The sequence below is a fragment of the Halorubrum sp. Boch-26 genome, assembly GCF_029889805.1.
Lineage (GTDB): Archaea > Halobacteriota > Halobacteria > Halobacteriales > Haloferacaceae > Halorubrum.
In genome coordinates this window covers 14,234-25,532 of record NZ_JARANT010000006.1, presented here as the reverse complement: position 1 = coordinate 25,532, position 11,299 = coordinate 14,234, and the positions used below count along the sequence as shown (strand labels likewise).

At 63.4% G+C, this 11,299-nt stretch carries 20 protein-coding genes; 1 reads left to right on the top strand and 19 read right to left on the bottom strand.

Annotation, left to right across the window (positions count from 1 at the left end; genetic code table 11):
* Positions 1 to 474: 474 nt before the first annotated feature.
* From OQF71_RS01715 to OQF71_RS01660, 12 genes are all read right to left on the bottom strand, one after another.
* Positions 475 to 744, bottom strand: a complete 270-nt coding sequence (locus tag OQF71_RS01715) for a hypothetical protein (protein ID WP_280585389.1) — start codon at positions 742 to 744, stop codon at positions 475 to 477.
* Positions 737 to 952 carry a hypothetical protein gene (locus OQF71_RS01710; RefSeq protein WP_280585388.1) on the bottom strand — a complete coding sequence of 72 codons (216 nt, stop codon included), beginning with the start codon at positions 950 to 952 and terminating at the stop codon, positions 737 to 739. Before OQF71_RS01710 ends, OQF71_RS01715 begins: the two co-directional genes overlap by 8 nt.
* Positions 949 to 1,164: a hypothetical protein gene (locus OQF71_RS01705; RefSeq protein WP_280585387.1), complete on the bottom strand. Its 216-nt coding sequence runs from the start codon at positions 1,162 to 1,164 to the stop codon at positions 949 to 951. Before OQF71_RS01705 ends, OQF71_RS01710 begins: the two co-directional genes overlap by 4 nt.
* Positions 1,161 to 1,766, bottom strand: a complete 606-nt coding sequence (locus OQF71_RS01700; RefSeq protein WP_280585385.1) for a hypothetical protein — start codon at positions 1,764 to 1,766, stop codon at positions 1,161 to 1,163. The genes OQF71_RS01705 and OQF71_RS01700 overlap by 4 nt, the downstream gene beginning before the upstream one ends.
* Positions 1,766 to 2,302 carry a hypothetical protein gene (locus OQF71_RS01695; protein WP_280585384.1) on the bottom strand — a complete coding sequence of 179 codons (537 nt, stop codon included), beginning with the start codon at positions 2,300 to 2,302 and terminating at the stop codon, positions 1,766 to 1,768. Before OQF71_RS01695 ends, OQF71_RS01700 begins: the two co-directional genes overlap by 1 nt.
* A 166-nt stretch (positions 2,303 to 2,468) precedes the next feature.
* A complete protein-coding gene (locus OQF71_RS01690) occupies positions 2,469 to 3,308 on the bottom strand; it encodes a hypothetical protein (protein WP_280585383.1) in 840 nt (279 codons plus the stop codon).
* Entirely contained in the window at positions 3,305 to 3,649 is a 345-nt protein-coding gene (locus OQF71_RS01685; protein WP_280585382.1) for a hypothetical protein, read from the bottom strand. Before OQF71_RS01685 ends, OQF71_RS01690 begins: the two co-directional genes overlap by 4 nt.
* A gap of 1 nt (position 3,650) precedes the next feature.
* Positions 3,651 to 4,022: a hypothetical protein gene (locus OQF71_RS01680; RefSeq protein WP_280585381.1), complete on the bottom strand. Its 372-nt coding sequence runs from the start codon at positions 4,020 to 4,022 to the stop codon at positions 3,651 to 3,653.
* Between the two features lie 91 nt (positions 4,023 to 4,113).
* The gene (locus tag OQF71_RS01675; RefSeq protein WP_280585380.1) at positions 4,114 to 4,395 is read right to left on the bottom strand and encodes a hypothetical protein; all 282 of its coding nucleotides are present in this window, start codon (positions 4,393 to 4,395) and stop codon (positions 4,114 to 4,116) included.
* 13 nt (positions 4,396 to 4,408) lie between these two features.
* Complete coding sequence (locus OQF71_RS01670; RefSeq protein WP_280585378.1) at positions 4,409 to 5,134, bottom strand: hypothetical protein; 726 nt, start codon at positions 5,132 to 5,134, stop codon at positions 4,409 to 4,411.
* A complete protein-coding gene (locus tag OQF71_RS01665) occupies positions 5,135 to 5,656 on the bottom strand; it encodes a hypothetical protein (RefSeq protein WP_280585376.1) in 522 nt (173 codons plus the stop codon).
* Positions 5,656 to 5,964 (bottom strand): hypothetical protein, encoded by a 309-nt coding sequence (locus OQF71_RS01660; RefSeq protein WP_280585375.1) that lies wholly within the window; start codon positions 5,962 to 5,964, stop codon positions 5,656 to 5,658. The genes OQF71_RS01665 and OQF71_RS01660 overlap by 1 nt, the downstream gene beginning before the upstream one ends.
* Before the next feature lie 174 nt (positions 5,965 to 6,138).
* Between OQF71_RS01660 and OQF71_RS01655 the strand changes: the two genes are divergently transcribed.
* The gene (locus tag OQF71_RS01655) at positions 6,139 to 7,032 is read left to right on the top strand and encodes an HNH endonuclease signature motif containing protein (protein WP_280585374.1); all 894 of its coding nucleotides are present in this window, start codon (positions 6,139 to 6,141) and stop codon (positions 7,030 to 7,032) included.
* 198 nt (positions 7,033 to 7,230) lie between these two features.
* Here the strand turns inward: OQF71_RS01655 and OQF71_RS01650 are convergent, their stop codons facing one another.
* The 7 genes from OQF71_RS01650 to OQF71_RS01620 are packed head-to-tail and all read right to left on the bottom strand — an operon-like array spanning position 7,231 to position 11,295.
* Positions 7,231 to 8,055 carry a hypothetical protein gene (locus OQF71_RS01650; protein ID WP_280585372.1) on the bottom strand — a complete coding sequence of 275 codons (825 nt, stop codon included), beginning with the start codon at positions 8,053 to 8,055 and terminating at the stop codon, positions 7,231 to 7,233.
* A 3-nt stretch (positions 8,056 to 8,058) separates the two neighbouring features.
* On the bottom strand, positions 8,059 to 8,628 hold the full coding sequence (locus tag OQF71_RS01645; protein WP_280585370.1) for a hypothetical protein: 570 nt from the start codon (positions 8,626 to 8,628) through the stop codon (positions 8,059 to 8,061).
* Positions 8,628 to 9,227, bottom strand: a complete 600-nt coding sequence (locus OQF71_RS01640) for a hypothetical protein (protein ID WP_280585369.1) — start codon at positions 9,225 to 9,227, stop codon at positions 8,628 to 8,630. Before OQF71_RS01640 ends, OQF71_RS01645 begins: the two co-directional genes overlap by 1 nt.
* Positions 9,224 to 9,913 (bottom strand): hypothetical protein, encoded by a 690-nt coding sequence (locus OQF71_RS01635; RefSeq protein ID WP_280585368.1) that lies wholly within the window; start codon positions 9,911 to 9,913, stop codon positions 9,224 to 9,226. The genes OQF71_RS01640 and OQF71_RS01635 overlap by 4 nt, the downstream gene beginning before the upstream one ends.
* On the bottom strand, positions 9,910 to 10,701 hold the full coding sequence (locus tag OQF71_RS01630) for a hypothetical protein (RefSeq protein WP_280585367.1): 792 nt from the start codon (positions 10,699 to 10,701) through the stop codon (positions 9,910 to 9,912). The genes OQF71_RS01635 and OQF71_RS01630 overlap by 4 nt, the downstream gene beginning before the upstream one ends.
* Positions 10,698 to 11,015: a hypothetical protein gene (locus OQF71_RS01625; RefSeq protein WP_280585365.1), complete on the bottom strand. Its 318-nt coding sequence runs from the start codon at positions 11,013 to 11,015 to the stop codon at positions 10,698 to 10,700. The genes OQF71_RS01630 and OQF71_RS01625 overlap by 4 nt, the downstream gene beginning before the upstream one ends.
* Positions 11,002 to 11,295 carry a hypothetical protein gene (locus OQF71_RS01620; RefSeq protein ID WP_280585363.1) on the bottom strand — a complete coding sequence of 98 codons (294 nt, stop codon included), beginning with the start codon at positions 11,293 to 11,295 and terminating at the stop codon, positions 11,002 to 11,004. Before OQF71_RS01620 ends, OQF71_RS01625 begins: the two co-directional genes overlap by 14 nt.
* Between the last annotated feature and the right edge of the window lie 4 nt (positions 11,296 to 11,299).

Below are 11,299 nucleotides of genomic sequence, written 5' to 3'. Positions count from 1 at the left end.
GTTGGGGACTGATCATCCCCGCTGTCGGCCTTGCGGTCCACTGTGTGGTGAAGTAGGGAGCCGGTGAAATCCCGGCCCTACTCATCCGGGCCACTACTCATGATACGCATCACTAGCAAGGTTTCCGTTCAAAGGATTACTCATGGCCCGGCCACCGCATTCAGGAGCCGATTACTCTCCTGCGGCTTATGGCCGGACTACCACGGTAGACACCTAGGTCTCGTCGATGTCGCCGTCGTCGTCGAGCTCTCCCGAGTCGGGTGCGGTGGTGTCGTAAATACCGTCGACACCATTGAGCTCGCCAACGCCGGCTTCGGTGTTGGTTTCTACCATGGTATTCCAGAGTAGGTGTTTCAAACAACCACTAACTTATTAGTAGTTGTTTGAGCTTCACCTGCCAAGGCCGCGACCTTGGCGCTACGGTTTTGATCCTCCAAGAACAAAAGTCTCAGGAGGATGTTCTGAGACCCACGTTTAGCCTGCTGACCTTTCGAGCAGCCGAATAATTGGAAGTATGAAACGCTTCCACAGCTGATCGAGCGGTGTCGGATACGGCGTCATGTGCTCGATCACGTCGTCGAGCGCGACCAGCAGGCCGATGAACGCGAAGCCGGCGCCGGTCGCCGGGTAGTACGGCCAGATCGACGCGAAGCCGAACAGCGACAGCGCCACGCCCACGTAGAAGTGGTGCGGCGCGAAGGCGTCCCCGTCCGGCTCCTCCTCGGGGTCGAAGATCTCACTCATCGCTGGCTTCCTCCATCGCGGTCTCCTCGTCCATGCCCGGCGGGGGCCGATACGGAATCTTCGCCAGCACGAGCCGCCCGAATCCGCGGAACCGCTCCTGCGCGAAGTACGCCGGGCACATGGCCCCTGCGATGAACGCGACGAGCATCAGCGCGAGCGTCTGCGCGTTGCCCGACAGCGCCGCGCCGACGGCCTCAACGCCCGTCATATGGTGCCCTCCTCTTCGAGCGCCTCGCGGTGCGTGGTGACCATCTCGACGAGCCCGTCCCACGCCTCGTTCTGCTCGCTCCCGTGCAGCGTGCGCTCGTGCTGCTTCGCGAGCTGGTAGACGGCGACTGCCGCCGCGAACGTCCCGGTCGTCGCGGCCGCCGTGACGATCGCCGCCGCGGAGACGATGTACTGCACGAACGGGTCGATCACTCCGAGACCACCCCACCGACGATCGACCAGAGCGGTCGCGTGTAGCCGTAGGCGACCCCGGCGAGCACGATCGCGCCGAGGCCCCACGTCCACGTCGGGACGATCTCCCAGAGATTACCGACCAGCCCACTTCCGGGATCGGTCGGATCTGGCGGGTCGGGCCAGTTGAACGGGTTGTCCGTGTTGTTGTCGTCGTCCGGCGCCTCTTCGGGGGCGTCGTCCGAATCTCGATAGACGTCGACGGACTCGGACACGCGACTCGACTCCTCACCTGTCTCCGCCGTGCGGACGAACGCCTCGTAGCGGTGCGTGCCCTCTGCGTGCGGCGCCTCGAACGAGACGTTCGATGTTACCTCGTAGGACGCCACGATGTCGTGCTGCTCGGCGCAGACGGTGTCCCCGACGTGTTCCTCGCCGTCTGGTCCGACCAGCACGCCCTCGACCAGCAGCCCGACGTTGCCGGAGTTACACCGATCCTCGTCCCACGGCGCGATGAAGTTGCTCGTGTTGGTCGCGTCGATCCGCGCCGTCGCCCGGTCGCCCGGCCTGAGCGAGTCCGGCAGGTCGACATCCGCGATCTTCACCCCCTTCGCGCCGGCCATCAGCTTTCACCCCTGACGTAGAGCGCGCCCCCACCGGCCAGCGCGAGCAGTGCCACGCCGCCGAGAGCGGGCGAGAGACCACCGCCGCCCTCGGAGCCACCGAGTTGGTCGGGCACGGGGAGGTTTTCCATCAGCGCGGCCATGCGCTCCTCGTAGGCGGCCCGCTGCTCCGCGAGCGCTCCCTCGATGTCGGTGCCCTCGTTGGCGTTCGCCTGCTGCTCCTGCGCCCAGTCGTCGTCCTCCGGATCGACTCGCCCGCCACCCGTCACGTCCGAAGCGTCCCCGCTGTCACTCTGCCAGTTGTCCGGGTTCTGTCGCGGGTCGTTGTCGATGCTGTACTCGCTGCCGTCGGTACCGTCGCTGTCGGACCCGCCGGAATCATCGACCACACCACCGCCCGACACGTCGGTATCGTCCCACGAGAGATCGTCGTCGTCGTCGCTGTCGTCGCTGCCGCCGCTGGTCCAGTTGTCCGGGTCCTGCCGCGGATCGTTATCGATGCTGTACTCGCTGCCGTTGTCGTCGGACTCTAACATCGATGGGTCGTTACCCACATCGACATCGGCATTCTGATCGAAGAACGAATCCGGGATCGACATCAGGCCATCACCTCATCCGCCGAGTAGTCGCCGCCCGGTTCGCCGTCGCCGTCGCTGTTGATCTCTTGCATAATTGTCTCCGTCTCCGCAATTTGTTCGACTGTCACACGACCCACCTCCTGTAAATCGCATCCAGCGTTGGGTTGTTCGCGAGGTTGGTGCGTGACAGTTTAACGCGGAATCGTATTTCCGAGTCTGGATCGGCGTCGATTGGGTCGCCACGGCTGACCGGTCCCGCAATCTCCGTCCACCCCGTGCCGTCATCTTCTTCGATGAATACCTCCACCGATTCGCCATCGGGCGATGTTTGGAACTTGACAGCATCCCACCGAAACACGTCGCTAGGTTGCGGCCACTCGATAGCGGCCTCTCCCGATGCTGCTGCTGGGTAGCCTCTCACCCAATCAAACATATACCAATCGCCAGTTTCGGAACCGGCTGAGCCGCCAGCGACCACATCCAAGCTCGGGTCTTCGTAGGGGAAGCTAGCACTACCACCGCGGTGGTCAACGTCCCCATCATCATGATATAGAGTATACTCCCGACCGGCCTCAAGAGTCACATTAAACGTCTTACTAGTATTATCGCCGACATTGGAGTCCGACGCTAATGTGGTGCCGGTGTCGTCCTCAAGCCATATACTGGCGGTTGAAACGGCTCCGCCAAACATCGTTTTATATTCTAACGCTTCAAGCCGTTTATTCGGATTTATAACTATAAACGGGTCCCTTCCCCTATCATATACGACACTTGTTGAAGGGGCGCTAACTTTATTTCCCTGCGTTGAACCGAGTTCGATAGTTTCATTGACAACCTTAGAGCCTCCAGTCTCCGACACGTCCGAAACGGTAACGTCCGGCTCTGTGAACGTCTCCGCTTTGTTCTTATACGGCCAGTCTTCTACTGAACTGGAGCCGCCTCCGACAGCCGGAAATCGCGTCATGCTGTCACCCTCAGATCGAGGTTGACAGCCGCGTTGTTCGAGCCGGTTACTCGCAGGTGAGAGGCATCGTAGTCGATAAACGCGACATCCTCACCGGCTGTGTCGAAGCCGATAGGCGACTCTGCCGCTGGCTCGTACCACGTCGAACCGTCGGGGCTGAACTCGATAGTAAGTTCAATCGCGCCCTGCACCTCGATGAACAGCGTGGCGCTTGAGGCGGCGCCGGTTCCGGTCGACAGAGTCGCCTCTACTCCCTCGCTGATGTCCTCGGGACCGTCCGTGAGAGACGTGCCAGAGGCACCGCGGGCCTTGATCTTCTCGACTTCTGCATCAAGTCCCATCTCACTCACCCCCGCCGACGCGCTCGTAGCCCATCGGCTGAATGTGGTACTCGCGACTGGTGTCGGACAGGTTCGTTACCTGGACCTCGAGCTCCTGTTCGAACTCGTAGGCCGGCACGAAGCAGACCGCGAGGTCGTCGATGTCGGTCGGTGGGATCCCCGCAGGGCCGTAGATCTGCTCGTCGTCCGCCGAGATCTCGTAACTCGACTGCGACCGCTTCGAGACCGCGACTGTCGGGAGTACGAACCCCTCGTTGGTCCGCTGGCGGGCCGTGTAGGTCACGGTCGCCTGTTGACCCGCGCCGATGTCGACCGTCACGGGCTCGTTGACCGGGATGTCGTCCGCGCTCGGCGCCGGCACCACGTCGGTCACGCGTCACCCCCGCGGCCCTTTATCGCCGCTTCGAGCCGGTTGCGCTCGCCGTCAGAGAGGTCCTCCACCTCGACGGAGGTCTCGATCTTGCTCATGCGCCCACCCCGTTCAGCGCGAGATAGAGGAACCCGAGCGTCCCGATCGCGCCGATCAGGTCGGTCAGTAGTTCGAGGTCACGCCGCGACCAGCGCGAGTCGGCGAGCCACTTCGACAGCGGGCTCTCGATGTCGCTCACGTCCACGTCGGTCGCGAGGCCACCGCCTGACGATCCGCCGGTCGCGTTGCCGTTCCCCATCGTCGTCACGGGGCCGTCGCTGATGGACGGGCTCTGCCACGGGTCGCCGTTGTCTGTTGTCGTCGAAAAATCGGACATGGTGACGCCCTCGCTACCGGCCCATGTCGGCGCTGATGGCCGACGTGAGCCCTTCGATCTCGCCGTTGGACTTCTGGGCGGGTACCTGGAGGAGCGCGTTCGTCGGCTCCGTGCCGTCCCCGTCCGGGTCGGTCCAACGGACCTGATACGGTGCCTTCAGTCGCGCGGTCAGCTCCATGTCGCTCGCGAGGAACCGCTGGAGCGGCGACTCGTTGAGTTCGAGGAACTCCGGCTGCTCGGACTGGTTCGCGTCGTGGATCAGCCCGAGATTCGCCTCGTAGAGCTTCTCAGAGTTCGAGGTCTTCGCTGACGGCGTCTTCTTCCGAAGCTGGAACGTCGCCGCCTTCCCGCTGATGTAGTAGGTGTGAACGGTGACCGCCGATCCCGGCCCGGACACGGTGAACTCGTTGGTGTCGTGGTTGACCGACTTCGGCGATCCCTGATAGGTGCCGTCGAACCAGACCACCACGTCCTGCGTGTCCGGGCAGTCGGTGAGATCGTGGGTGACCGAGAACGTCTGATCGCTCCCGTCGCCGGCCGTCGTGAACGACTGGTACGCCGGGACCGCGATCCGGAGCGGGTTGCGGCGCCCGGTTCGGAGCGCGAGCGCCGTGTCGGCGACGAGCGTTGCGATGTCCGAAAGCGACCCCTGCGAGTTGGTCGACGTTTCGAACTGGCGCGGTCCGAGCGCCGTATTCCGGACGCTCGCCTCGGCCAGTCGGTCCATCACGTCGGTCATCTACCGCGATCCCTCCTCGATGGCGGCCGTGTCGAAGTAGAACTCCGACTGCGACCAGTCGATTTCGGCGGCCGACTCGATCGAGACGTAGAACGAGTCCACGTCGCGAACGTCGTGGAACGGCGCCGCACCGTTCTTGCTGGCCGCTTCGGGATACTCCAGCGTCACCTTCGCGTTGTCGATGTTGTCCACGTCGCGCTGCGTGGTGATGTCGTTGGAGTTCCAGAAGCTGATCTGCTTGACCTCCTCGCTCACCTTGTGCTGGTCGTCGCCGCCGGCGCGCTCCAGCTCGAACTTGACGAGCGTGTTGGTCGGGAGAGGATCGCCGTTCGAGTCGCGGAGCTTCATGTAGACCGGAATCCCGACCTCGTCGCCCCGCGCCACGCTGTTCAGGACTCGGAGGAACGTCCCGCGGTCCGGGTCGATTTCGAGGATCGGTGTTGCCCGCTCGATCCCGGCCGCGTTCGTGTGCTGAACGACGACATCAGAGGTCGAACCGTTAGAAATGTAGATGTCTGCCATCAGGCGAACACCTCCGTCAGCGCGTCACGAACACCGAAGCGTTCCATCAGCGCGAGGAGGAGGGCGACTCCGCCGCCGACCTGCATGTGTCGCTTCGTCCGCCCGTCGATCATCGGGGCGTATTCGGCGCCGGCGACGACTGCGATCCCGCCGAGTTCGGCGGGCGTGTTGAACCCAGCGACTGTGTGGCCGTCGGCAAGGTATCCGAGCGATTCACCTGCGAGGACGCCGCCGCCGACCGCGCCGGCGTCCATCATGAACTGCTGATCAGCCAGCTTATCGAAGCCGGCCGTTACATCATAGGCCATTGCGACCGTGTCGAGAATGGTTTTGATTATGATAGGCCGCCCCACTCAGTAGGGGAATGCCTCCAATAGATGAATTTTATTCAGTATACTACCTCGGCACTATGTTATATTCAATGTCCTTGGAAACCAGCCACGATCGGATGTTTCATTTGACAAAAAGACGAATTGCAAACAATGGCGGATGATTATCGTTACAGGGTAGATATCAAAGAATCCGCTTACGAGAGAAATCGTCCGATTCGGCGTTTACTTGAATTTCCCGGCGGCGACCTCAGTACGGAGCGATCCTACGACTCAGAGGAAGCCGCAGAGCTAGACGTGATCAGGCTCAATGAGTTGGGAAATAAAGAGCTGCGGCTACAGTCAGCAGAGCATGATAACAATCCGTTTCAGGCGTATATTGTAGATACAGGGAAATCTGCGGGAGGATATGGTCGAACGACTAGAAACGCTAGTTCAGGTTGGCAAAAGGCTAGAAAGACAGCCTTAGAGCGTGATGAATTCTCCTGTCAGGAGTGTGGTGATGTTGGAGGGGTAGAAGGAGAGGTGGAATTACAGGTACATCATATTACGCCCCAATCCGCTGGCGGTACGGATGACCCTGAAAACCTTCGAACACTCTGTCGCGAGTGCCATATGGAAACTCATGAAGCCACACCAAGACGCGAATCGGCTCCGATGAGTGAAATTGCAAGGGCAATCAGCGACTTAGCCGAAGATTCCGATGTACCGGCATTCCGCCGCAGAGACCTCCACGACTCTTTGATCGAGGAGATTGGGATAGATGTTAGATACAAATTGTTTAATCAAGTGGTCGAGTCACTTACTCGATATGACCGGTTCGCCAAGACAGTGGTCGAAAGAGTTCAAAAGGTTGGGCCCGAGTTGACGGAAACGTATAGATCAGAGTATGTAGTCATCTACGATGAATCGGTTATTGATGATTCAGATCTGCTATCCTATGAAGATGGGCTGGTATACGATGGAGGAGCACTATACTACGGAGATATCCCAGTCGCAAGCCTAAGTCAAAGTGGATTAACTGACTTCATAGATAGCCGAGAGTGATCTCAACTATGGTATGCTGTTTTCAAAGCTTCCGAGGATCAGAATATGGAAGTCCGTGTTGTCGGTACAAGAGCAGCAGCTCCTCAACCACTCTTGGATTTGCTACTTCATGACCTCGAGTCTCCTCAATTTCCTTTTTGACTTCACGAAAACTATCCGCAGTACCTCCGTAGAGTGCCACTTCCTCACTCGGCCGGGTCATAGCCCCACCTCGATGCGCTTTCCCTCGGCGCCGACGTGGTCACACTCCGGTTCGTAGCGGTTCGACTCGACGCGCTCGATCTTCCCCGAGTCGTCCGAGTAGATCCACTCGGAGTTGACCGTCTGCGGCTCCCCGTCCGGCCCCTCTTCGACCCACTTCCGGACGGAGATCGCGCCCTCGTCGGGCGCATGGAGCTTCGCCGGCAGGTTCGGGACCGACTGCCCGCCCGTGTTGTGCGCCTCCTTCGGGTACTCCAGCACGTCCTTGACCGCGTTGAGGTCGTTTCCGGACTGGTAGCCACCGAGGAACCGGGCGGTACAGTTCCCGACGACCTTCTTACAGAGCTGTGCGAGCCGCTGCGTGACCCAGATTGACGAGGTCGCCGAACCTCCTTCGGTCCGGCCGTCGGTCGCGAGCGCCTGGATCTCGTCGGGGTAGCCCTCGCGCTCCGGGGCGATCCCGTGTGCCTCGTCGATGACGACCAGCACGTCGTGGTCGGACCGGCGGCACGCGAGGATTACGTCGCGAGCGACCTCCTGCCAGTCGTCCTTGTCGACGTGGCGGCCGACGACGAGCGCCTCGTTTCGGTCGATCATGTCGCCCCACACGTCGGGGTCGAAGTGGTCCCGCTCGCGAGGGCCGGCGAACCAGTGCGACGCGAGCCCTGGCCCGGTCTCCTTGCTCACCAGGCCGCGGAACTCGTCGGACGTGTCCAGCACGACGACGCGGTCGTAGGTGTCGCCCTTGATGTTCTTCTCGGCGAGAGCGTGTGCCAGCCAGCCCTTCCCCCAGCCCGAGACCGCGCTTACGAGCATGTGCATCTGCTATACCTCCCGGTCAAGGGCTGCGAGCGCCTCGGTGTGCGTCTCTATCGGGCCGGCCACGAGTTCCTGAAAGACGCGTCCGGGCTCGAACTCCACGATCTCCGACTCGAAGGTGTCGAGGCCGACGCCGAACGTCTCGCGAATGTGAACGTCGGCGAGGTCGCGGTCGGAGCGGTCCGCGATGGCGTCCCCGGCTCGGTCTCGAAACGTCGCCGCCCACTCCTCTACCTGCGCGTCCCATTCGTCGGCGTCGACGCCAGCGAACTCTCCCGCCCGGTCGGAGTTCTCCAGCTCGTCCGGCACGAGGTGGTCGACGTAGAGGCCCCACGCGTCGCCGACGACGTGCGCACCGACCGCTTCGGCGAGCTCCGCCACGCGCTCCTCGGGGTCCGGCGGCTCGTCGAGGCCGACCTCGTCCGGGTCGACGCCGAGATGCTCGGCGTGCTGTCGCATCCGCTCGCGCTGCTCGCGTTCGAGCCCGGCGAGGATCGACGCGTAAGCCCGGATCTGCTCGTTCTCTGCGGGGTTCGACATCATCTGCTTCATCGCCTGCTTCTGGAGCCCGAACATCACGCGCTCACCTCCTCGGAGGCGGCGCCGACGAGCTTTCCGGCCACGTCCCCGTCCTTCAGCAGCACCGTGCCGCAGACGATCGCGGTCGAGAGGAGGAGCGCCTGCTTGTCGCTCATCTCCTCCATGCCCATGTCCGAAACGACCGCGTCGAACTTCTGATCGAGTTCCACGGGCGGCTCGGTCGCGAGCGCCGCGACCTCCTCGGAGGACATCGCCTCGGCGTCGTCTTCGTCGCGCATCTCCCCGGCGACCTCCGGCAGGAGTACCGAGAGGGACTCGACATACATCTCGCCCCACGAGCCCCCTTCAGAGGGGGTCTCGCCCCTCTTCTCATCCCCTTCGGTTTGGGTATCGTCGGGGTTGGTCACGTCGGGCGATTCGGACCCCTCTCCGGCGGGGTCGTCGTCCCCTTCCTTCTCGTTGATCTCCTCGGAGATCGCCGCGAGGTCCACGTCGGCCCGCTCCTCGTCGTCGATCGGGGGGCGTTCGTCCCCCTCGTCACCCCCTTCGGTGGGGGCCTCGTCGGGGTCGCTGTGGGTCTCGTCGTCGGGCGATTCGTCCGGATCGGCGTCGTCGTTGGTGGGGTCGTCAGTCATGTTTCGGTCGGCGTGAACTCTAGTTCATCCGTGTTGGTGCCTTCGATGGGGGCCGACCCCCCGCTCTGGTCCCATGCCGAGCCCTCGCTGCCGCCCTCGTTTTGGGTATCGGTGGGGTTGGTCGCGTCGGGCGATTCGCTGGGGTCCGACTCCCGTCCGCGGAGCAGCACCGCGACGGCGAGGGCGCCGGTACCCAGCATGAGGGCCGTGCCGAGGCCCATTCCGCCCCCTTCAGAGGGGTCGTCGATGGGGGTATCTGCACCTTCTCTGTCGCTACCCTCCTCGGAGGGGTCTGGATCGGCGCCTTCGGAAGAGGTCTCGGTGGGGGTATCTGCGCCGTCCCATTGCGCGGCGTATTCGTCCTCTTCGTCGGGCGATTCGGTACCCCCGTCAGAGGGGGCCGTTTCGAAGGTATCCGCACCCTCTCCGTCGCTACCCTCTTCAGAGGGGTCCGGATCGGCGCCTTCGGAGGGGGTCTCGGTGAGGGTCTCGCCCTCCTCGCCGCCCCCTTCGTCGTCGGTACCCTCCTCGTCGAGGCCGTAGGCGACCGGGTACCAGTCGTGGTGATTCCGGTCGGCCGCGGCGTCGACGTGCTCATCATCCTTCCGTCCATGGAGGTGCGACCGGAGGCCCTGCGGACTCCCCGAATAGTCGCACCCGTCGATCTTACAGTCGAGTTCGGTCATGCTTCGAGGTCTCCTGCGGTGATGGGTCGCCCGCCGAGTTCGTCGAACGAGAGCGCGTCCTGACCGAACTGTCGGCGCACCTCGTTGATACCGGCGGCCGCACCCTTTGCATCCGCGAGTCCCGTCCGGTACTGGTTCCAGAGCTTCGAGAGCGCACCGTAGGCTTCTCCGGTCAGGTTCTGCGGGTCGGACCCAGCGGTCTCGTCGGCGGTCTCGGTGAGCTGTTCAGCCTCGTCTCGGTCCAACCCGCACGAGTCCACTAGGAACTCACAGGCGTCCCAGTCGCCGCTCTCGCAGTAGTCGAAGGCGTGGCCGCACTCCTCGCCCTCGACGCGAGCGGCGGCGTCCGCCTCCTTCTGGAGCGACTCACCCTCGGTCGGCCCGTCGCTTACATCGGCGCCCGTCTGCTGCCGGCGAGCCTCCTCGATCCGGCCGGTGTTCTCGTCGGCGGTAAGTTCCGGGTCGTAGTGGGCCTCCCAGTCGTCGATCCCTGCGTCGAGAAACGCGGCTTTGGCCGCGGTCGCCTTGCGGTAGTTGTTCGACCCGGTGAACGGGCCGACGCGTCGCTTCTCACCGTCCGTAAGTTCGGCGTGGCCGGCGCCGCCCTCCCGGTCGGCCTTGCCGTCAGCGGCGATGCCGCGGATCTCGGCCTCGAGGTCGTCCGGGATGTCGTCGGTGAGCTCGACTTTCGCGAACCGTCGGTCGAACCGGCCGGTGAGGTGGTCGGCGTAGTCGTCGCGCACCGCGTTGGCGTCCGCTCGGGTACCGAATTCGACGATCCCCGTCACGCACAGCCCTCCGCGATGTCCGCGCCGGTCGGGTCGAACGCGAGCGCCGGGCAGGGCTCAGCGTCGTCGACGCGCGCCCCTTCGGCAGCCTCGCCGTCTCCGGCGTCGGAGCCCATCCCGTCGCGAAGCACCAGGGCGTCAGCGCCGGTCGGGTTGAGGTCGCAGTACCGGCCCGGCTCGTCGTCCCAGAACGGACAGGGGAGACGGTACGCGGTCGCTCGGCGGTAGATCTCTCGAAGCCGTGAGAGCGCGGTCCGCTCGCCCTCGTCCTCCGGCTGGAGCGCGAGGGCGGCGCCGGCTTCAGAGGCGCGCATCACCGATCACCGCCTCGATGAGGGCCGCGGCACCGATGCCGAGCAGCAGCCCCTTCGCCGCGCGCTCGTAGCCGTCCAACGCCGACTCGGCGGCGGTGGCCGATTGCGCGCCCCGGCTCGCTTTCTTCGCCGCGACGTAGGCCATGAACGTGCTGTACTCGTCGAATTCGTCGACGTGGTGCCAGTAGGCGAAGTGCGGCGCCAGCTCCGGATCGTCGTTGTCGATCGCGTCCTGTGCGTCTTCGAACTCCTCGGCTGTCGGTAGGTCTGTGGAGACCATACCG

Coding starts and splice junctions, on each gene's coding strand:
- OQF71_RS01685 (WP_280585382.1), bottom strand. CDS start 3,649: ATGGGACTTGATGCAGAAGTCGAGAAGATCAAGGCCCGCGGTGCCTCT.
- OQF71_RS01655 (WP_280585374.1), top strand. CDS start 6,139: ATGGCGGATGATTATCGTTACAGGGTAGATATCAAAGAATCCGCTTAC.
- OQF71_RS01690 (WP_280585383.1), bottom strand. CDS start 3,308: ATGACGCGATTTCCGGCTGTCGGAGGCGGCTCCAGTTCAGTAGAAGAC.
- OQF71_RS01675 (WP_280585380.1), bottom strand. CDS start 4,395: ATGTCCGATTTTTCGACGACAACAGACAACGGCGACCCGTGGCAGAGC.
- OQF71_RS01670 (WP_280585378.1), bottom strand. CDS start 5,134: ATGACCGACGTGATGGACCGACTGGCCGAGGCGAGCGTCCGGAATACG.
- OQF71_RS01665 (WP_280585376.1), bottom strand. CDS start 5,656: ATGGCAGACATCTACATTTCTAACGGTTCGACCTCTGATGTCGTCGTT.
- OQF71_RS01710 (WP_280585388.1), bottom strand. CDS start 952: ATGACGGGCGTTGAGGCCGTCGGCGCGGCGCTGTCGGGCAACGCGCAG.
- OQF71_RS01625 (WP_280585365.1), bottom strand. CDS start 11,015: ATGCGCGCCTCTGAAGCCGGCGCCGCCCTCGCGCTCCAGCCGGAGGAC.
- OQF71_RS01700 (WP_280585385.1), bottom strand. CDS start 1,766: ATGGCCGGCGCGAAGGGGGTGAAGATCGCGGATGTCGACCTGCCGGAC.
- OQF71_RS01650 (WP_280585372.1), bottom strand. CDS start 8,055: ATGCACATGCTCGTAAGCGCGGTCTCGGGCTGGGGGAAGGGCTGGCTG.
- OQF71_RS01660 (WP_280585375.1), bottom strand. CDS start 5,964: ATGGCCTATGATGTAACGGCCGGCTTCGATAAGCTGGCTGATCAGCAG.
- OQF71_RS01695 (WP_280585384.1), bottom strand. CDS start 2,302: ATGTTAGAGTCCGACGACAACGGCAGCGAGTACAGCATCGATAACGAT.
- OQF71_RS01640 (WP_280585369.1), bottom strand. CDS start 9,227: ATGACTGACGACCCCACCAACGACGACGCCGATCCGGACGAATCGCCC.
- OQF71_RS01715 (WP_280585389.1), bottom strand. CDS start 744: ATGAGTGAGATCTTCGACCCCGAGGAGGAGCCGGACGGGGACGCCTTC.
- OQF71_RS01635 (WP_280585368.1), bottom strand. CDS start 9,913: ATGACCGAACTCGACTGTAAGATCGACGGGTGCGACTATTCGGGGAGT.
- OQF71_RS01645 (WP_280585370.1), bottom strand. CDS start 8,628: ATGTTCGGGCTCCAGAAGCAGGCGATGAAGCAGATGATGTCGAACCCC.
- OQF71_RS01620 (WP_280585363.1), bottom strand. CDS start 11,295: ATGGTCTCCACAGACCTACCGACAGCCGAGGAGTTCGAAGACGCACAG.